The organism is Clostridium sp. OM05-6BH, assembly GCF_003481635.1.
Taxonomy (GTDB): Bacteria; Bacillota; Clostridia; order Lachnospirales; family Lachnospiraceae; genus Butyribacter.
Genome location: NZ_QULH01000002.1, coordinates 110,851 through 130,346, shown reverse-complemented (window position 1 = coordinate 130,346; position 19,496 = coordinate 110,851). Strand labels below are relative to the sequence as shown.

Annotated in this window: 21 protein-coding genes and 1 riboswitch; of the genes, 5 read left to right on the top strand and 16 right to left on the bottom strand. The window is 42.6% G+C overall.

What is annotated here, in order from left to right:
• The 3 genes from hflX to DXB73_RS03070 are packed head-to-tail and all read right to left on the bottom strand — an operon-like array spanning position 1 to position 4,217.
• A complete protein-coding gene (gene hflX / locus DXB73_RS03080) occupies positions 1–1,263 on the bottom strand; it encodes a GTPase HflX (RefSeq protein ID WP_118690116.1) in 1,263 nt (420 codons plus the stop codon).
• 24 nt (positions 1,264–1,287) lie between these two features.
• Entirely contained in the window at positions 1,288–2,490 is a 1,203-nt protein-coding gene (locus tag DXB73_RS03075; protein WP_182448180.1) for a tetratricopeptide repeat protein, read from the bottom strand.
• Between the two features lie 38 nt (positions 2,491–2,528).
• Positions 2,529–4,217 carry an EAL domain-containing response regulator gene (locus tag DXB73_RS03070; RefSeq protein ID WP_118690114.1) on the bottom strand — a complete coding sequence of 563 codons (1,689 nt, stop codon included), beginning with the start codon at positions 4,215–4,217 and terminating at the stop codon, positions 2,529–2,531.
• 184 nt (positions 4,218–4,401) lie between these two features.
• On the opposite strand from DXB73_RS03070, the gene DXB73_RS03065 reads away from it, so the two are divergent.
• Complete coding sequence (locus DXB73_RS03065; RefSeq protein WP_118690113.1) at positions 4,402–4,782, top strand: metal-dependent transcriptional regulator; 381 nt, start codon at positions 4,402–4,404, stop codon at positions 4,780–4,782.
• A 91-nt stretch (positions 4,783–4,873) separates the two neighbouring features.
• Here the strand turns inward: DXB73_RS03065 and trxA are convergent, their stop codons facing one another.
• Positions 4,874–5,188: a thioredoxin gene (trxA, locus tag DXB73_RS03060; RefSeq protein WP_022024489.1), complete on the bottom strand. Its 315-nt coding sequence runs from the start codon at positions 5,186–5,188 to the stop codon at positions 4,874–4,876.
• Between the two features lie 183 nt (positions 5,189–5,371).
• On the opposite strand from trxA, the gene DXB73_RS03055 reads away from it, so the two are divergent.
• Positions 5,372–6,190 carry an NAD(P)-dependent oxidoreductase gene (locus DXB73_RS03055; RefSeq protein ID WP_118690112.1) on the top strand — a complete coding sequence of 273 codons (819 nt, stop codon included), beginning with the start codon at positions 5,372–5,374 and terminating at the stop codon, positions 6,188–6,190.
• Between the two features lie 13 nt (positions 6,191–6,203).
• A complete protein-coding gene (locus tag DXB73_RS03050; RefSeq protein ID WP_118690111.1) occupies positions 6,204–6,788 on the top strand; it encodes a dipicolinate synthase subunit B in 585 nt (194 codons plus the stop codon).
• Positions 6,789–6,791: 3 nt separating this feature from the next.
• Here DXB73_RS03050 and DXB73_RS03045 read toward each other — a convergent pair whose 3' ends face one another.
• Entirely contained in the window at positions 6,792–7,607 is an 816-nt protein-coding gene (locus DXB73_RS03045) for a cell wall hydrolase (RefSeq protein WP_118690110.1), read from the bottom strand.
• Positions 7,608–7,899: 292 nt separating this feature from the next.
• Between DXB73_RS03045 and DXB73_RS03040 the strand changes: the two genes are divergently transcribed.
• A complete protein-coding gene (locus DXB73_RS03040) occupies positions 7,900–8,697 on the top strand; it encodes a hypothetical protein (RefSeq protein WP_118690109.1) in 798 nt (265 codons plus the stop codon).
• A gap of 10 nt (positions 8,698–8,707) precedes the next feature.
• Here DXB73_RS03040 and DXB73_RS03035 read toward each other — a convergent pair whose 3' ends face one another.
• The 11 genes from DXB73_RS03035 to DXB73_RS02985 all read right to left on the bottom strand — a co-directional run bounded on the left by DXB73_RS03035 (position 8,708) and on the right by DXB73_RS02985 (position 17,168).
• Positions 8,708–9,205, bottom strand: coding sequence for a YqeG family HAD IIIA-type phosphatase (locus DXB73_RS03035; protein ID WP_022024484.1), 498 nt, complete (start codon positions 9,203–9,205; stop codon positions 8,708–8,710).
• Between the two features lie 32 nt (positions 9,206–9,237).
• Positions 9,238–9,699, bottom strand: a complete 462-nt coding sequence (ribE, locus tag DXB73_RS03030) for a 6,7-dimethyl-8-ribityllumazine synthase (RefSeq protein ID WP_022024483.1) — start codon at positions 9,697–9,699, stop codon at positions 9,238–9,240.
• Positions 9,700–9,726: 27 nt separating this feature from the next.
• On the bottom strand, positions 9,727–10,935 hold the full coding sequence (locus DXB73_RS03025; protein ID WP_022024482.1) for a bifunctional 3,4-dihydroxy-2-butanone-4-phosphate synthase/GTP cyclohydrolase II: 1,209 nt from the start codon (positions 10,933–10,935) through the stop codon (positions 9,727–9,729).
• 30 nt (positions 10,936–10,965) lie between these two features.
• Positions 10,966–11,619, bottom strand: a complete 654-nt coding sequence (locus tag DXB73_RS03020; RefSeq protein ID WP_022024481.1) for a riboflavin synthase — start codon at positions 11,617–11,619, stop codon at positions 10,966–10,968.
• Positions 11,604–12,740: a bifunctional diaminohydroxyphosphoribosylaminopyrimidine deaminase/5-amino-6-(5-phosphoribosylamino)uracil reductase RibD gene (ribD, locus tag DXB73_RS03015; RefSeq protein ID WP_118690108.1), complete on the bottom strand. Its 1,137-nt coding sequence runs from the start codon at positions 12,738–12,740 to the stop codon at positions 11,604–11,606. Before ribD ends, DXB73_RS03020 begins: the two co-directional genes overlap by 16 nt.
• Before the next feature lie 83 nt (positions 12,741–12,823).
• Positions 12,824–12,963, bottom strand: a riboswitch (FMN riboswitch).
• 32 nt (positions 12,964–12,995) lie between these two features.
• Positions 12,996–13,625, bottom strand: coding sequence for an epoxyqueuosine reductase QueH (locus DXB73_RS03010; protein WP_118690107.1), 630 nt, complete (start codon positions 13,623–13,625; stop codon positions 12,996–12,998).
• An 18-nt stretch (positions 13,626–13,643) separates the two neighbouring features.
• Complete coding sequence (locus tag DXB73_RS03005) at positions 13,644–14,102, bottom strand: CvpA family protein (RefSeq protein ID WP_022024478.1); 459 nt, start codon at positions 14,100–14,102, stop codon at positions 13,644–13,646.
• A gap of 32 nt (positions 14,103–14,134) precedes the next feature.
• Positions 14,135–14,890, bottom strand: a complete 756-nt coding sequence (gene dapB, locus DXB73_RS03000) for a 4-hydroxy-tetrahydrodipicolinate reductase (RefSeq protein ID WP_022024477.1) — start codon at positions 14,888–14,890, stop codon at positions 14,135–14,137.
• 34 nt (positions 14,891–14,924) lie between these two features.
• Positions 14,925–15,815 (bottom strand): 4-hydroxy-tetrahydrodipicolinate synthase, encoded by an 891-nt coding sequence (dapA, locus tag DXB73_RS02995; RefSeq protein ID WP_118690106.1) that lies wholly within the window; start codon positions 15,813–15,815, stop codon positions 14,925–14,927.
• A gap of 66 nt (positions 15,816–15,881) precedes the next feature.
• Positions 15,882–16,379: a cob(I)yrinic acid a,c-diamide adenosyltransferase gene (locus tag DXB73_RS02990; RefSeq protein WP_118690105.1), complete on the bottom strand. Its 498-nt coding sequence runs from the start codon at positions 16,377–16,379 to the stop codon at positions 15,882–15,884.
• A 150-nt stretch (positions 16,380–16,529) separates the two neighbouring features.
• Positions 16,530–17,168, bottom strand: a complete 639-nt coding sequence (locus DXB73_RS02985; protein ID WP_022024474.1) for a single-stranded DNA-binding protein — start codon at positions 17,166–17,168, stop codon at positions 16,530–16,532.
• Positions 17,169–17,564: 396 nt separating this feature from the next.
• On the opposite strand from DXB73_RS02985, the gene typA reads away from it, so the two are divergent.
• Complete coding sequence (typA, locus tag DXB73_RS02980) at positions 17,565–19,397, top strand: translational GTPase TypA (protein ID WP_022024473.1); 1,833 nt, start codon at positions 17,565–17,567, stop codon at positions 19,395–19,397.
• Positions 19,398–19,496 lie beyond the last annotated feature (99 nt).

The following is a 19,496-nucleotide window of genomic DNA, read 5'->3' as shown; positions in this document are numbered from 1 at the left end:
CTATTGATCATCCTCACCATCTGCACTTTGAAACAGATAGGCATACTCTCTTGGTACATATGCTTTTACTTTGGTGCCATCATTTTCATAACTTTCTTCCAACACCTGGCCATATTTACGCAACAAATTAATCTGAGAACCATCTGTATAAGGAATTATTTTGTCGATAAGTACCTGACCGGCTTTCAACAATTCACTCAACGCATCTAACATTTCCTCCACGCCTTCTCCCGAACGCGCTGAAATACGGACTGTTCGGTCTGCACGCAGATCTTTGAGCACCTGCTCTCCCTCTAAACGATCAATCTTATTAAATGCAGTGACAATCTGTTTATCGCCAATTTCCAGCTTACGAAGTGTTTCATACACTGTATGCATCTGCATATCCAGATCCGGATTCGAGCAATCTACGACATGCAAAATAATATCTGCGTATTTCGCCTCTTCCAATGTACTTCGAAATGCTCGGATCAAATGATGTGGTAATTTGCGAATAAACCCAACCGTATCCGTAAAAAGCATTTCTTCACCGTCTTCACGAACAAGCTTGCGGGTAGTTGGATCCAGTGTTGCAAACAACTGATCCTCCGACAAAACACCTGCTCCGGTCAAATAATTGAGTAACGTTGATTTTCCTGCGTTGGTATATCCTACGATCGCAACAACCGGTGTAGGATTCTCCTGCCTCTTCTTACGAGTCAACTCTCTGGTACGTTTCACCTGCTCCAATTCACGTTTCACAAGCGTAATACGTTCCTTGATCAGACGCCGATCCATCTCCAGTTTCTGCTCACCGGGACCTCTCGTACCAATTCCTCCACCCAGACGAGATAATTCGCTGCGTCCTCCTACCAAATGCGAAGCACGGTATCTAAGCTGTGCTAATTCTACCTGTAACTTTCCCTCGCTGGTCGATGCTCTTTTGGCAAAAATATCAAGTATCATAACCGTTCGGTCAATGACCTTGATCTCCAATGCATCCTGAAGATTGTGATATTGTGCCGGAGATAACTCATCATCACATACTACCGTATCTGCATCCAGAGAGATCGCCAGATTCTTAATCTCCTCTATTTTTCCTTTACCCACATACGTTCCGGCATGCACTTTTTCTCTATTCTGTATTACTTTAGCAACAGTCACCGCACCCGCCGTCTGTCCCAATTCTTCCAACTCATCCAGAGATTGTTCGGTATCGTCTCCATCCGCCGTCGCAACAGCGACCAAAATAATGCGTTCTTTCTGCTCTTCGGTCTCAAACATTACTATCTAACCAAACCTTTCTCTTTACCTTTGTTTTTTCTTACTATGATTTCCGATACGAGTTGCTATAAACTTTGCTTCCTTCGCCATTTCTTTATCATATGGATAGGTTTGTAAATATTCTGCCGCCAATTCTTTAGCCTGTCTCATTTTGCCCATTCGCTCCAACAGAATAACACGATTACGAAGCAGATTCTGATAAGCCATCGTCACACCAAGATCAAGTCCCTGTTCTAAATAATCTTCTGCCTGTCCATAATCCTGTAACTCAATATAACAGCCCGCAAGCTCGCTATACACTTCCGGCAGAGCGCATACTGCTCCGTTCTGTGCTTTCAAATATTTGGTGTACTTCTTAATTGCATTCTCAAAATCACCACGTATCCGCAAGACCTTACCTTGATAAAATAACGCATCGGTGCTTTTTTCTTTTTCGGCATCGCTCAATATATCCTCTGCATCTGCAAGCTTATCCAGACAAATATAAGCTCGTCCGATCTGCGTTTTGGCTTCTGCATCTGCGCCATGTATTGATACCAATTTTTCAAGCACATCTTTCGCATCGCTTTCCCTACCGGCATCGTTGTAAACATTATAGCATCCAAAATACGCCTCATAACATTTCTCATCAACTGAAATTGCTTTCAAAAAGTCTTCGGCAGCAGAATCATATTCACTCATACTCTGTTTGATCTGACCACGCAGAACAAGACCATCCGCATCCTTTGCATTTTCTTTTATAAGCTGGTCTAAGGCACCAAGTGCCCCTAATGAATCTCCGGAAGCCCACTGTGCCATTGCTAATGTCGCATAAATATCACCATTTAGTGACTTACTTTCTGATATCTCTAACGCTTTATCACATTGTTTCTTTGCCTTATCATATTCATGAATACCATAATAGGCAAGCGCCTCTCCATAATATAAACGCTTATTATTTTGTCTGGAAATTTTATTATCAACCTTCTGATACGCTTTTTCAAACTGCTTTATCGCCTTTTTATAGCTTCCCAGATGATTTAATGTCATTCCATAATCAATATAATACTCTGCTTTGTCTTTGTTTTCTGCAATGGCTTCCTTGAAGGAAGCTGCTGCCTTTTCATAACTACCGCTCTCTGCCAAAGCCACAGCCTGCTTATAGGCTTTCTGTGCCTTGCCACAACCGGCAAGCAGAACCATTGTTCCACATAATATCCCCATCAAAGCCCACTTCTTTACTCTCATGCCAACCTCCATTGTCTTGCTCTGATCATTATCTATTATTATCCTAATGCCTTCTCCTCATCACGAAACAGCATCTTTTCATATTCCTCTGCAGGCATCGGTTTTGCATAATAATACCCCTGCACATATTCACAGCCGATATTCTTCAAGAAACGCACCTGGCTTTCCTTTTCGACACCCTCCGCAATAACCGGCATCTCAAGCACCTTTGCCATATTTACTACAGAAGCCAGTATATTCTCACCTCTGCCCGGTATCTCAGTATCCGACATAAATTTCATGTCAATCTTTAAAACATCTACTGCAATATCTTTCAAAACATTTAATGACGAATAACCACTGCCAAAATCATCCATCAATATTGTAAATCCACGTTTCTGTAAATCTTTCATTGCCTCACGGATCATATATGGATTGGATGTATAAGCGCTCTCCGTCAATTCCAGTTGAAATAATTCCGGCGGAATATTATAAGTTGCAACCAGATCACTAATCACTTCCACTAATTTCGGATTGTATACACTGACACGTGATACATTTACAGAAATCGGCATCGGATCATACCCTTTGTCCAGCCAGCTACGCAACAATTTACACGCATGCTCCCATACATAAAAATCCAGTTTCATAATAAATCCGTTCCGCTCAAAGATTGGAATAAACTCTCCCGGAGAGATCATCTTTTGATCGGACGCCTTCCAGCGTACTAATACCTCAGCTCCGGCAAATTTGCCCTCCTGTATATCATATTTTGGCTGCAAAAACAGAACAAACTTCTCTTCCTGCAATGCAGACCGAGTCATATTTACAATACGCTGTTCCTGAATAAGATCCTGACTCATTTCATCCTGATAAAAGGCATAGTTCTGAATATAACTTCCTTTACAGATCTTTGTTGCAAGCTTAGCATTATCATACATATCATTGACTTCCATCTTTAGATCTTTGATCAAATAAAACCCAAACACCGGAATCATTTCAAATTCCGGAATGATCTCACGAATCTCCTTGCGGAAACGATATGATAACTCTGACAGCTCACTCTCCTTTTCATACGACATGCAGATTGCAAATACATCTGCGCGCATACGCCCAAAGGTCACATGATTCTTAGATGCAACAAATTGTCGTATCTTATCAGCCACCTCACAAAGAAATTCATCACCCCGGTGAATGCCAAAAAAGGAATTGACCAAATTAAATTTGGCAATGTCGAGCCTTATCATTGCATACTGCTCCTCAGGAAACGCATCTAACATTTCTCTCGTTGCTTTTTGGAAATAATCTCGTCCATACAATCCGGTCAACGAATCAAAAGCCTCAATATGCTGTAACTTACGCAAAATCTGTGCACGACTTCTCTCGATCGCATTGTGCAGTCGAAAATGAATGATTCGCTCATTGTACGGCTTGCGGATGAAATCCCAGGCACCAAGCTCCAAACTATGTGTCTCACATTCTATATTATCATCTCCGGTAGAAACAATGACCGGAATATTCTGCAGTATCGCATCACTGCAATATTCTTCCAAAAAGGAAAACCCATTCATATCCGGCATCACCAGATCTAAAACAATGGCTGCATATTTATGTGGCTGTGCTTTCAGCATTTGAAGTGCCTGCTTACCGTCCGAAGCTGTCTCCACTTCATACTCTGCCTCCAATATCTTGACAAGAAGCTTCCGATTTACTTCCTCGTCATCTACCACCAATACATAATCATTCATTTTGTACTACCTCCGCATCTCTATAGGCCCCATATATGCCTTTAACCTTTATTTTAACATATTTTCATCTGCCTGTCTCTTCATTTTTCATAAAAATGAGATTTTTTTCCACAACAGACGTTTGTCATTTTTTTCATAATATGCTAAAATAATATATAATCATGAACAACGGAAGGGGAAGAATATGGCTGGAGCATACAAATCAAACGAATCCTTAGAAAACTATTTGGAGACAATCTTAGTGTTAAGCCGAAAATTACCTGTTGTCCGCTCGGTTGATATTGCCAACGAACTCAACTTTAAGAAGCCGAGTGTCAGCGTTGCAATGAAAAATCTTCGTGAGAAACAGTATATCACTGTCACTGACTCCGGTTTTATTTATTTGACCGATAGCGGCAAACAAATTGCTGAAATGATTTATGAGCGGCACGAATTTTTGATGAAATTTTTAGTTTCTTTGGGCGTGTCGGAAAGTGTTGCATCCGAAGATGCATGTCGTATTGAACATGTGATCAGTAAAGAAAGTTTTGCTGCATTAAAGACTCACATTACACAGCAACCCTAGTACATAATATATAAAAGAGTATTTTCTTATACCCTAAAAAGAAGCCATACAGGAAATAACCTGTATGGCTTTTTGTATATACGGGAATAAATTACGCCTTATACTTTTTGATCATATCCATAAGATCTTTCTTGGACTGTAATCCGGTCAGCTTTTCCTGAACTTCTCCATCCCGAAAGAGGATCAAAAACGGGATTGCGACAACTTTATACGATTGCGCAAGTCCCATATTCGCATCGACATCCACCTTACAAACTTTAACATCCGGACATTCTTCATCAATCTCCGCTAAGATCGGAGCGATCATCTGGCAGGGTCCGCACCACTGCGCCCAAAAATCCACCAAGACTAAGCCCTTCTGCTTAATAACTTCCTCTTCAAATGTATCTATTGTTGCATGTATCATTTCTAAACCTCCATTTCTTATCGATGTACTCTCGGTATCTTCGGCTTAAGCATAACCGAAAATTTGTGTTTGGTCAAGGGAACCCATATTGTGTTTCCTGCATAAACTACAGTATCCCACTTTATGAGAATTTTACTCACAAAGATTTGGAAAAATTTATGATCCGGGAAGAGAGGATTATTTATGTATGAAATTTGCGAGCTGATCCGATACGGCGACGATGAACGCCAGTTAGCACTAGAACAATTATTTGCAAAAGCGGGTGTCAAAACATGCAGTCAGGCAGTATCTGCTTCAAAAAGCACCACAAGCAGATCGTATCTGCATTCTTGTGGACAGTCTTCTTCCCTGCAGACAATACTGCTTCCTGTGCCATGTGACGAAAAAACGCTGCAACAGGCATATGAGGAGGCACCTGCAGGTTCTCTGATTTTAGGTGGTAATCTTCCTGCTGCATTTGTAAAATGCTGTCAGGAACACGGTCTGCATATCTATGACTATATGAAATCCTCTGCCGTAGCAATATGGAATGCTGTTGCAACCGCTGAAGGTGCCATCTGCGAAGCAATTCGCCACTCTCCCTATAACTTGTATCAGCACACCTGTCTTGTCATGGGTTACGGACGCTGCGGAAAGGTGTTGGCAGATCGTCTGACAAACCTCGGTGCCACAGTGATCATCTCTGCCAGATCTTCTGAAAAAACAGCCTGTGCAGAAGTCTCACACTGTCTTAATCTAACCGAGTCAACAGATCTTTCAACCTGCCAATGGTTATTTAACACTGTGCCTGCTCCCATTGTCGGCAAAAGTCTTATCGACCGACTTCCTGACACTGCCGTGATCATAGATCTTGCCAGTGCACCGGGCGGCTGCGATCTCACATATTGCGCTCAAAAAGGATTGGATGCCGCATTATATCCTGGTCTGCCGGCAAAATACGCCCCAAAAAGTTCTGCTGAGATTATTTTTCAGCATTTAAATGATATATTTGTAATCGGATAGAAAGGAAAAAGACATGAAAGAAACAATTTCCATCGGATTTGCTATTACCGGCTCATTTTGCACCTTTGCAAAAACATTAACATTATTAAGCGAACTTGTAAAACAAGGCTATGAAGTGCAGCCTATCTTTTCCAATCATACGAGCCATTTAGACAACCGTTTTACTGCAGCTGAAACCTTTTGTAAAAAAGTAGAACGTATTACCGGAAATACCGGAATATATACAATTCAAGACGCAGAGCCAATCGGGCCAAAAGCCCCTTTTGACGCACTGGTCATCGCCCCATGTACCGGCAACACAATGGCAAAATTAGTGAATGGTATCACAGATACTCCGGTACTGATGGCAGCAAAAGCACATCTTCGCAATGAAAAACCGCTGGTCATCTCCATTTCCAGCAACGATAATATGGGAATGAATTTCAGGAATCTTGGAATGCTGTACAATGCTAAAAACGTATATTTTGTTCCATTTGGACAGGATGATCATCATAAAAAGCCTTGCTCCTTAGTAGCTCATGTATCCCTTATCCCCGAAACGATCGAAGCGGCTTTGCATGGCAGACAATTACAGCCTGTACTACGATCCCCATTTTGAGTGCTATTTATAAAATTCATGGCATCCATGTCTCTTCACTTTAGTCAGGCACCGATCAAACCAAGAAGCATTACCACTGTCAGCTAAAGCTCTCTCCATAAAGTACAATGCGCCCTGCGAGGTATCCTGTCCCTGCAGGGCCCTTCTTACTGCTTTTTTTGTTCCGCTTGACACATGTACCGAATAATAACTGCCATTGCTGACCGGCGAAAATTGATATCTGCTTCCACTATGTGCAAAGACTACTTCCTTGATCGTGGATGGAAACTGTTTTCCTAACACACGATTCAAAATGACATTCGCAACAAGTGTTCTCCCCTCCAGATCCTCTCCTCCAGCCTCTGCCTCAACAATACGCTGTAAAATACGTTCAGACTCTGTACCGATCACTCTTCCGCATTTTTCTTCAATGGCAAGACGTCGGTTTTTTTCGTCTCTTTTTTGTTTCTGTTTGGCGCGACGGATCCGTGCTCTTCTAGCACGCTTCCTCTGCTCCTGTTTTCGTTTCTGTCGTTCTTTACGCATCCTCTCCTGCTCTAATTTCTGCTGTCTGATACGCTGCTTTTGCTTTTCTTCCTGTTTTTTTTGCTGCCACTGATCATGTACTCGTGCAATTGTTTCAGACACATATGCTCCCTCTGCCTGTCCGCCTCTCACATAACTGCTTAGCCCGGCAAGCTCCATGTCTTCTTCTATTCGATACTGAGCGGTTTGATGTCTGGCATCGACAATATGACCTTGCGGAAGTATCGATTCCATTGCCAACATCGTCGTCAGCATCCCAATCTGTGCCACCTTCCATCTCATGTCTTTTTTCATGCAAATCCTCCAAACAAATCATTGAATAACAACTCAAACTTCCCACACCTCAAATCCACCGCACCCATATATTGCTTATTATGCCAACGACTATATGGGAAGATTGAGAAATAATTAATAATGTTACAAAACTATTACAGAGTATATGAAATAAATGGAATTTTATACCTGATACCATTCAACATATCTGGCATTTCCTGTCGAAATATGCTACATTATAGCTAATCCGTACAAAGATATAAAACGTTTTATATTGAATATAGCTAAGCATCGAAAGGAGCGTGTGATCTGTATGAAAAAAGGAGTATTTGCTGCTGTAAAAAAAGACGGAAGCGTATACTATCGCGCCTCTATTACATTTCGATGTAAACATATCAGTCTGGGCAGCTTTACCTCAGAAGCTGAGGCACACGGTGCGTACCAATCTGCCGATAAGCTGTTATCTGCAACAGTACCGATCACACCAGAAGATTATCAGGAAACACAATTCCCTTTGCTCCCTTTTTCAAAATGGATCAGCTTATTGAATTTTAAGAATAATGGGATCTATATTAAAACACCGATCTATTTGCGAAAAAAATATTTTCAATATTATTTGAGTTCTGAAGAAACGCTGCTCTTTGATGTTGATGACCTTTTTTTTTATTCCAACCATGCGATCATGAAACGCGGCGGTCATCTGTTCGTTGCTGAATATGGCATGCAGACCAATATCCGTTCTCGTTATGGCATCCGTGCCTATGCAAGAAAAGATATCGATTTTACATTTGTAAATGGCAATGAAAATGACTATCGATATTCTAACCTCAACGTATTAAATCCATATCACGGAGTAACGATCGTTCATGATAAGGGACATACGGAATATATAGCCAAACTGCATCTAAATGGCAATTATCTGATCGGACGTTTTCCATCCCTGATCGAAGCTGCAATCGCTTATAATAAAGCGGTCGATCTTGCCTGTATGCACGGTTGTACTAAACAGTTCCCACAAAACTATATCGATTCTCTCTCTTCCAAGGAGTATCTGGCATATTACAAAAAAATAACGCTGCCAGATCGTCTGCTTTCCTACAGATTTTCCTGACAGCGTCTAATTAAGATCTCTTTTTGTGGTAACGTCTAAGTACAAACCATTCCAGTTTTCTTTTTAAAACGATCTGTATTTCCTCATGCTTTGCGATTGGATGCACTAAGACGGCATATACGCCGGCACGTTTTGCTCCCCAGATGTCTGTAAATATCTGATCTCCTACAAACATGGTATTGGAAGCAGTGGTACCCATATGCTCCATCCCCTGCACATATCCTTTGGCAGAAGGCTTATCTGCTTTATATACATACTTCGCACCTAACGTATCTGCTAAAGGTTTCACTCGCGGCTCTTTGTTATTTGAAATAATGCAAACCTCAAATCCAATCTTACGAAGCTTTTCAAAGAGCGCAATTGCTTCGATCGTCACCGGCTGATCATGTTCCACCAGTGTATTATCGACATCGAATAAAATACCACGAAATCCCTTTTGATAATAGCTCTCATAGGGAATCTCATAAGATGAACGGTATTCTTCATCCGGATATAAATTCTGAAACATCGCTAATCGGCCTATTTAAGGGCCACTCCTTTCTAAAGCTGTCTTGTAAGGTTGATCATTTCGATCGCACCAAGCGCACAGTCATATCCTTTGTTACCCGCTTTAGTACCGGCACGCTCAATCGCCTGCTCAATATTATCCGTCGTTACAACACCAAACATAACCGGAATCTGCGCCTCTAAGCTGACTGCTGCAATTCCTTTCGATACTTCAGCACAAACATAATCATAATGACTGGTTGCGCCACGTATAACTGCACCAAGACAGATTACTGCATCATATTTGCCGGACAATGCCATTTTCTTTGCAACCAACGGAATTTCAAATGCTCCAGGTACCCACGCAAGAGTAATATCATCGTCATTGACACCATGTCGAACCAAGCCGTCCCTTGCACCACTGATCAATTTTGACACGATAAATTCATTGAAACGAGCTCCTACAATACCAATTTTTAATCCTTCTGCTACTACTTTTCCTTCTACTGTTTTCATGCTTATACCTTACCTTTCTTCCATTATTTATTTAAGATGCAGCAAATGCCCCATCTTTTCTTTCTTTGTCTGTAAATAGAACCGATCGTATTCTCCCGGTTCCATTTCAATCGGAACACGTTCTACGATCTCTAACTGATAACCTGCCAAACCATATACTTTAGCCGGGTTATTCGTGAGAAGACGCAGCTCATGGATTCCCAGATCCACCAAAATCTGTGTTCCTATCGTATAATCCCTGGCGTCCTCCGGGAAGCCCAGTTCCAAATTGGCCTCGACCGTATCTCTTCCATGATCCTGCAATTCATAGGCACGGATCTTATTAATAAGACCAATACCTCGTCCCTCCTGACGCATATATAGCAAAACGCCTCGTCCCTCTTTGGCGATCATCTTCATCGCTGCGTCATATTGCTGGCCGCAATCACAACGTGCAGATCCCAGTGCATCACCGGTCAGGCACTCCGAATGCACTCGACACAACACCGGTTTCCCATCAGTAATATCTCCCTTTACCAACGCAACATGATGCTCACCATTCAATTTATTGACATATCCATATATCGTAAAATCACCATATCTGGTCGGCATTTTTGCCTTTGCCACACACTCTACCAATACTTCATGTTCCTTACGGTACTGCACCAGATCTGCAATTCGACCAAACTTCAATGAATGTTTCTTTGCAAATTCGACCAGATCCGGCGTACGTGCCATCGTGCCATCCTCTTTCATAATCTCGCAGCACAGACCAACCGGCTGCAATCCTGCAATACGCATCAGATCAACGGTTGCCTCCGTATGCCCGTTACGCTCTAAAACGCCGCCTTTTTTGGCTTGCAGCGGGAACATATGTCCCGGCATACGAAAATCGCCCGGTTTTGCATCCGGATCTACAGTTTTCATCGCCGTAATAGAACGTTCATAGGCAGAAATGCCCGTTGTCGTATCTTTATGGTCAATAGACACCGTAAATGCCGTACAATGATTATCCGTATTGACCTCACACATCTGTCGCAGGCCAAGTTTCTTCGTGTAACTCTCATCCATTGGCATACAGATCAAGCCTTTAGCATAGCTTGCCATAAAATTCACATTTTCTAAGGTAGCATGCTCTGCTGCGCAGATCACATCCCCCTCGTTCTCGCGATCTTCATCATCGATCATAACGACGATCTTACCATCGCGCAGATCTTCCAAAATCTCATCAATCGTATTAAACTGAAACTCACTCATTGTTTGCACCAAACCTTTCTGTCAATTATATCACGCAAATCCATGTTCTGCCAAAAATGCCAGATCAACACTTTGACATGACGTTTCTGCCGGCTTCTCAAATGTCAGGAAACGTTCCACGTATTTGCCTACAATATCATTTTCCAAATTAACCGGATCTCCCACTTTTTTTGAAAGTAATGTTGTCTCCTCTCCGGTATGTGGTATTAACGAGACCGAAAAACTACTATCTGTCACTTTCGCAACCGTCAAACTGATCCCATCAATAGCAATAGACCCCTTCTCGACAATATAACGCAACAGCTGTGGCGGTGTTTCCACTTCGACCCACACAGCATTGTCTTCTCGTTGCATTGATACAATCTCTCCGGTCCCATCAATATGACCGGACACAATGTGTCCGCCAAATCTGCCATCGGCCGCCATTGCGCGTTCCAGATTGACCGCAGCACCTTTTCCCAACACCCCGAGAGAACTTCTGCGCAAAGTTTCTGCCATAACATCTGCTGTAAAACTACGTTCCTGCATTCCTGTCACAGTCAAACAGATCCCGTTAACTGCAATGCTGTCTCCGATCTTAGTCCCCTCCAATACTTTGGAGGCTTGGATCGACAACACCGCCGATGCACTTCCTTTACGAATTGCTGCAATCTGACCGATTTCTTCTACTATTCCGGTGAACATATTTTCCGTTCCCCCTTGTCTTTCTCATATTCAATCAAGATATCTTCGCCAAGTTCTGTCACATGACTACGCTTAAATTGCCAAGCCTGTGCCGGGGACTGCACGCCTTCACCGCGTACCGGTGTGTATCTGCCACTGCCCCCAAAGATTTTAGGGGCTATATAAACAAGTACATGATCCACAATGCCCGCCTGCAAAGCACCGGCATGTAAGGTACTTCCACCCTCGATCAACAGACCGTCTATTCCCCGTTCACCAAGCTCCTTGCATAATGCGTTCAGATCTATTCCTTCCATGTTCGTTCCATCAGCCTGTGGCACAACGATCAATTCTGCCCCTTTCTCTCGAAGTTTTGTCGCCTTTTCGCTTTCCATACACTCAGAAAGTGTTGCGATCCAAACCGGTGCTTCATCGATCGTCTGAAGAAGATTACAATCAAGGTGTGTTCTCAAATAGCTGTCGCATACGATGCGTACCGGATTCCTGCCACCCGGCATACGGCAGGTAAGCTTGGGATCATCCTGCAGCACAGTCTGTACACCAACCATAATACCGGAAAGAGCATTTCTAACCTTTGCCACATGTGCCCTCGCCATTTCTCCGGTAACCCATTTACTTTCTCCACTATCACAGGCGATTTTCCCATCCATCGTCATGGCATACTTCATGACGACATATGGTGTCTTACTCGTAATATAGTGGAAAAATACAGGGTTTAAGGCATCACATTCCTCTTTTAGCACGTGAGTTTCTACCTCTACACCTGCTTCTCTGAGTATCCGAATCCCCTTGCCTGCCACTAATGCATTCGGATCATCTGAACCGACATAGACCTTACGGATACCATGTTCAATGATCGCCTGTGTACACGGCGGCTGCTTTCCCTGATGACAGCAAGGTTCCAACGTCACATACATTTCTGCACCAATAGCTTCTGCAGGATCCTTAAGCTTAGAAAAAGCACTTCGCTCCGCATGCAGATCGCCATACCGTGCATGATACCCTTCCGCAATGATATGGTCATCCTTCACGATAACAGCACCCACCAGCGGATTGGGATTCACTCTCCCAAGTCCACGTTTAGCTAACTCGATTGCACGACGCATATATTCCTGTCTCATAGTCGTCCCTCATTTCCTTTAATCCTATAATAAAAAAGTCCCAGTATATGTTACCAGGACTTTTATAACGCATCAATGATATCTCATGTCTTCTCTCATCCAGACTATACTGTCGGCTTTGGATTCTCACCAAATCATGCTTGCGCCTTAGCGCAGGCTCGCGGGCTTACTGCTGTCACAGAATACCGCCGGTAGGGAATTGCACCCCGCCCCGAAAACAAATTCATTATAGTAGTTCTTTCTATTCTTGTCAACCTAGGATTCTCTATTTTCCATCTTCTGTCTGCTATATACACAGCCACAAAAATTCTGTCGATACAGATCATATTCTTTACTCAGACGGATCGACTCTAAATAACCGCCCTTTTTCTTAAAATCAGACAGCAGATAACGGACACCATATTCCTCCTGCAGACGCAGACCGATCTCATTCAGCTTCTGTGCATTCTTATGCGGACTGACCGATAACGTCGTCGTGAAATAATCATATCCTCCCTGTGCGGCTGCAATTGCCGCCTCTCGCTGTCTTAATTCATAACAGCTAAAGCAGCGCTCTCCGCCCTCCGGTATATCTTCCATCCCTTTCGCCATCTCAAAAAAACGCTCTGGATCGTATACCCCCTCCTCAAAACAGATCGGATAACGTACCGGCAGCTCGCGTATCAGACGCATTTGCTCCTGCACGCGTTTTTGATATTCTTCTTTCGGTGAAATGTTCGGATTATAATAGTACAGCGTAATGCGGAAATAAGATGCCAGATATGACAGCACGTAGCTGCTGCACGGTGCACAGCAACTATGCAATAGCAGTGTCGGAACCTCTCCTTTTGCCGTAATCTCCGCTAAAATCTGATCCAATTCACGTTGATAATTTATTTTATTCATTACACTTTACCGCTCCTGTCATCTCTTCAAAAAGCCTTTAATGAACATTGTCTTTTGAACTGCCTCTTTCGTCCAACCCATTCCATCCAATGTACTCTGCGGAACGATATCAAAAAAGAGATTGATCACAAAATATAGCACAATGAACGCTACAACAAATCCAACCACTGCTCCGCCAAATTTATCCAGGGTTCCGACAACCGGAAGTTTATCTACAAGCCGAAGCACCTGCACCAAATAACGACAAATAATAGACAACACAATAAATGCCACTACAAAAACAATCTCTCTGCCTAATCCGACATAGGATGCCAACACTGCAGCGATCACGTAGGAGCCGATCACAGCCACGATCTGTCCCAGTTTCACAACAAGCCCGGTTGCTAAACCGCTAAGTACTGCAACGAGCAAAATGATGGCAGTCAATATGTCTAGCCCTGATAATAAACTATGTAATATCAATATTTTTTCCGACATAGAACTCCTCCTATCATTGCCTGTCTACATAATTATAACAGTACATCTGACATGTCGTACAATCCTGCAGCTTTTCCTTTCAGATATTTTGCAGCCGTAATGGAACCTTTCGCAAATACGGCACGTGAATATGCCGTATGCTTAAATGTGATCACTTCATCTGTCCCCGCAAAGATCACCTCATGCTCTCCAACGATCGTTCCACCACGAACAGCTGAGATTCCAAGCTCTTTCTTGTCACGCTTCTGGCGAACCTGAGAACGGTCATATATATACTCGTAACGATCGTCCATCGCCTCATTAATAGAATCTGCTAACGCCAACGCCGTTCCGGACGGTGCATCTAACTTCTGATTATGGTGTTTCTCAACGATCTCCACATCAAATCCATCTCCCGCCAGCTTAACGGCAGCTTCCTTTAATAACTTCATTAACAGATTGATGCCCAAAGACATATTGGCAGATTTTAATACTGCAACCTTTTCACTTGCTTTTTTCAAATAATCCATCTGCTCCTCAGATAATCCGGTCGAACATTCGATGATTGGGATCTGCTTGTCCACCGCATAATCCATACGACTCTCAAAATCAGTAGCAGATGTAAAGTCAATGATCGCATCGGCTTCTACATCACAGTCTGCCAATTTAGTATACACAGGATAACCATTGTCTCTATTGTCAACAATATCAATTCCTGCAACGATCGTACATTCATCATCCTGTTTGACCATATCTGTGATCATCTGTCCCATTCTTCCGTTGCATCCTAACATAATAATTTTTGTCATAATAGTCCTCCATTTCTTTCTCAAACTGCAAACTTTATTTTACATCAAGTCCTGCCTTCCGCATTGCCTCACGTAACGTCTCTTGATGCTCCTCTTCCATTTCCGTGAGCGGCATGCGAAGCGGTCCCGCCTGATACCCTAACATATTCATCGCTGCCTTTACAGGAATCGGGTTTACCTCACAAAACAGTGCATGGATCAAAGGAATATACTTTAACTGAAGTCTTCTGGCGCCATCCGTATCCCCTTCTAACATTTTGATCACCATATCATGTGTATCTCTTGGAGCTACATGAGACAATACAGAGATAACCCCCTTGCCGCCTAAAGCAACAATGGGAACTATCTGATCATCATTTCCGGAATACAGATCAATCTCTCCGTCACAACGCGCCATAATGTCGGCAATCTGTGACAGATCTCCGGATGCTTCTTTGACACCCACAATATTAGGAACCTCCTGCACCAGATCAACGATTGTCCGTGGATCAATATTAACACCGGTACGACCTTTAATATTATACATAAGTATCGGTAGATCTACCGCCGCAGCGATCTGTTTATAATGTGCCTTTATTCCGTTTTGAGTCGCCTTATTGTAATATGGTGATACAACCAGCAAACCATCTGCACCGGCACGTTCTGCCGCAACGGATAATTTGACCGCCGATTTTGTACAATTAGATCCCGTACCCGCAATAACCGGAATACGCCCCGCTGTCATCTGCACACAGGCACGTATCGTTTCTATATGCTCATCATAGGTCATCGTTGCCGTTTCTCCAGTTGTTCCACACACAATAACCGCATCCGTACCACCTGCGATCTGATCGTTGATAATATGCTCCATCTCAGGATAATTAATACTTCCATCCGGATTCATCGGCGTAATAAGTGCCACTCCGGCACCGGTAAATATCGACATATAGACTCCCCATTTCTTTGTATTTTCTTGGTATATTATATGAACCGATATAAATTATGTGCTTCCTTACATCTCCAGATCCTTTTCAAGATCTATCTTGGATACAATATCAACATACGGCTCTAACTCCGGCGGAAGACATCTTCCTGTCATTACCAACTTGCAATAATCATCGCGCAAAGTAATTAAAGAGATAATATCCTCAATAGAAATAATCTCTAAGTCCACCAGACCAAGCACTTCATCTAGCACTAATACGTCACATTCTCCGGTATCGATCACCTTCTTTGCAAAATTAAATCCATTCAGAATGTTTTGTCTCTCTTCTTTCTTTTGAGAATCTAACAAACAATCATAAGATTCATTCTCTCTTTCAAACCGAAACAATTTAATATCCGGCTCCAGGCGGTTCAAAAAGCTGAATTCTTCTGCATCTTTTCCCTTTAAAAATTGAATGATGATCACAGATTGACCAAGCCCCGCTGCACGGATACATTGTCCCACTGCTGCAGAGGTCTTACCCTTGCCGCTCCCATAATATACCTGTACTATTCTTCGACTCATCTGACTCCTCCTGCTTCCCGCCATCCTTTCTATCTGCCCCCTCAAACAGCTGCCATACCCTATTGGCCGCAAAAATGGCTAGAGCAACAAAATAATCTACCTGTCAACTCTAGCCATTCTATCATAATTCACATAAAAAATCTACTTTTTCTAATTTTCCTCCGCGATATACTCTAACTTGCTTACAGATACTTCATACGCCACTCGTTTCTCATACTGGTCTTCTGCAATCTTTTTCTGATATTCACGGCTCTGGATCCTGCCCCATATCTGTATATGAGAACCTACTTCAAATTTATCGGCAAAACGTGCATTTCTTCCCCAGCAGATACACGGAATATAATCCGACTTGCCGTACGGACGATTCACCGCTAACAACACATCGGCAATCTCACGCCCCAACGGTGTCTTACGATACACCGGATGCTTGCACACATATCCGTCCAAAAAAATATGATTCGGATTTTGCTCATCCTCATCTTCCTGCGAAGCAAGCACTGCCTCCCTGGCAAATACGGATAACACCAAACGATTTCTATTTTCTTCATGTCTGTTGTAAGAACGGAATTGACCGGACACCTGCAAAACGCATCCACGATAATCAGACGTAACATCAATCAATCTTTCTGACACCATAACCGGAATTACATCATACGAATTGCTAAGTCTGCATACTGCGATATTGACGATGTAGAAATGTTCTCCATAGACTTCATGACTGAATGTAAACTCACTGACTACTTCACCTGCAATTGTCACCTGGTTGTTTGTGAATACTTTATCCAACATATTTCATATCCTCCTTTTTCCTGCACCCTATTGAAAAGGACGCCGCTTGGGGTTCCCGCCCCATTGGTATTTTTAGTTTCATAAATATATACGTTGATATTTGCTATTATATAACTGCTTCTTTCTTAGGTTAAACCTTTTTGTAAAACATTATTCGACATTTCTGATTATTTTTGGCACATTTGTCAATTGTATAATCTTATTTTTATAGTATACTAGTTAATTGTGGGTTTGTCCAATAAAAAGAGCAAAGCCAGCGTGACATCGCCGAGATTTGCCAAAGTAATTCTTGGTGGCGTGTCACCACGTTATGAGCAGTTTCCCATAAAAACAATTTGCTTCGGAGCAGCAAACAAAAACAATCAATCAGCTCCGAAATGGAGGTAAATGTATACTATGAAACGAGAAGATATTAGAAACATTGCGATCATTGCCCATGTCGATCATGGAAAAACAACCTTAGTCGATGAATTGCTAAAACAAAGCGGTGTTTTTCGCGACAATCAGGCAGTTGCAGAACGTGTCATGGATTCCGGCGACATTGAGCGTGAGCGCGGAATCACTATTTTATCTAAGAATACAGCAATCACTTACAAAGATACAAAGATCAATATTATCGATACACCGGGCCATGCTGACTTTGGTGGCGAGGTAGAACGTGTCCTCAAAATGGTAAACGGTGTTGTTCTTGTCGTAGACGCCTTTGAAGGTGCTATGCCACAGACAAAATTTGTTCTCAAAAAAGCATTAGAGCTGGAACTTCCGGTTATTGTCTGCATCAACAAGATCGATCGTCCGGAAGCAAGACCGGATGAAGTAGTAGATGAAGTATTAGAACTGTTTATTGATCTGGATGCTAACGAAGAACAATTAGATTGCCCATTCATCTTCGCTTCCGCTCGTGAGGGTATTGCATCTTACAAATCCGACGAACCCGGCAAAGACATGGAGCCACTGTTTGAAACGATCTTAAACTACATTCCGGCACCGGAAGGAGATCCTGACGCAGGTACACAGGTACTTATCAGCACCATTGACTACAACGAATATGTCGGTCGTATCGGTATCGGTAAAGTGGATAACGGTTCTGTCAAAGTCGGACAAGATGTTGTGATCGTTAATGCACATGACAAAGATAAATTGAACAAAGTGCGTATTACTAAACTCTATGAATTTGACGGGCTGAAGAAAGTAGAAGTTACGGAAGCAACGATTGGTTCTATCGTAGCGATCTCAGGCGTAACTGATATCCATATTGGCGATACGATCTGTTCTCCTGAGCATCCGGAACCAATTCCTTTCCAGAAGATCTCGGAACCTACAATCGCTATGCATTTCATGGTAAATGACAGTCCTTTGGCCGGTCAGGAAGGAAAATTTGTCACATCTCGTCATCTGCGCGATCGTCTTTTCAGCGAGTTGAACTCTGATGTCAGCCTTCGTGTAGAAGAAACTGACAATATGGACAGTTTCAAAGTATCCGGACGTGGCGAACTGCATTTGTCCGTTTTGATCGAAAATATGCGTCGTGAGGGATATGAATTTGCTGTCAGCAAAGCAGAAGTATTATATAAAACCGATGAACGCGGAAAAAAATTAGAACCAATGGAGCGTGCCTTCGTTGATGTCCCAGAGGAATTTGCCGGCAGTGTCATCGAAAAATTAAGCACTCGTAAAGGTGAATTACAGGGAATGGGATCTATCGGTGGTGGATTCACTCGTCTTGAATTTGTTATCCCATCTCGTGGACTGATCGGTTATCGTGGTGAATTTATGACCGATACAAAAGGAAACGGTATTCTCAACACCGTATTTGAAGACTACGGTCCGTACAAAGGTGATATCGCTTATCGCAAGCAAGGATCTCTCATCGCCTTTGAATCCGGTGAAACCGTTGCTTATGGATTATTCAACGCACAGGATCGTGGTACTCTGTTCGTTGGCCCGGGTGAAAAAGTATATGCCGGAATGGTCATTGGGCAAAATGGTAAAACAGAGGATATTGAGTTAAATGTATGCAAAACAAAACATCTGACAAATACCCGTTCTTCCAGCGCAGACGATGCCTTAAAGCTTACGCCGCCTAAGGTACTCAGTTTGGAAGAGGCACTGGAATTTATCGATACCGATGAGTTATTAGAGATTACACCGGAGAATTTACGTATCCGTAAAAAGATTCTCGATCCGACTCTTCGTTTCCGTGCTAAGAAAAATGCCACGAACGGTTGATCATAGGCAGCAGATCTATGCTATGACAAAATATGAATAATTACAAAAACGCTTCGGCAGGCAGATTGCTTACCGAAGCGTTTTTATATTTCACACATC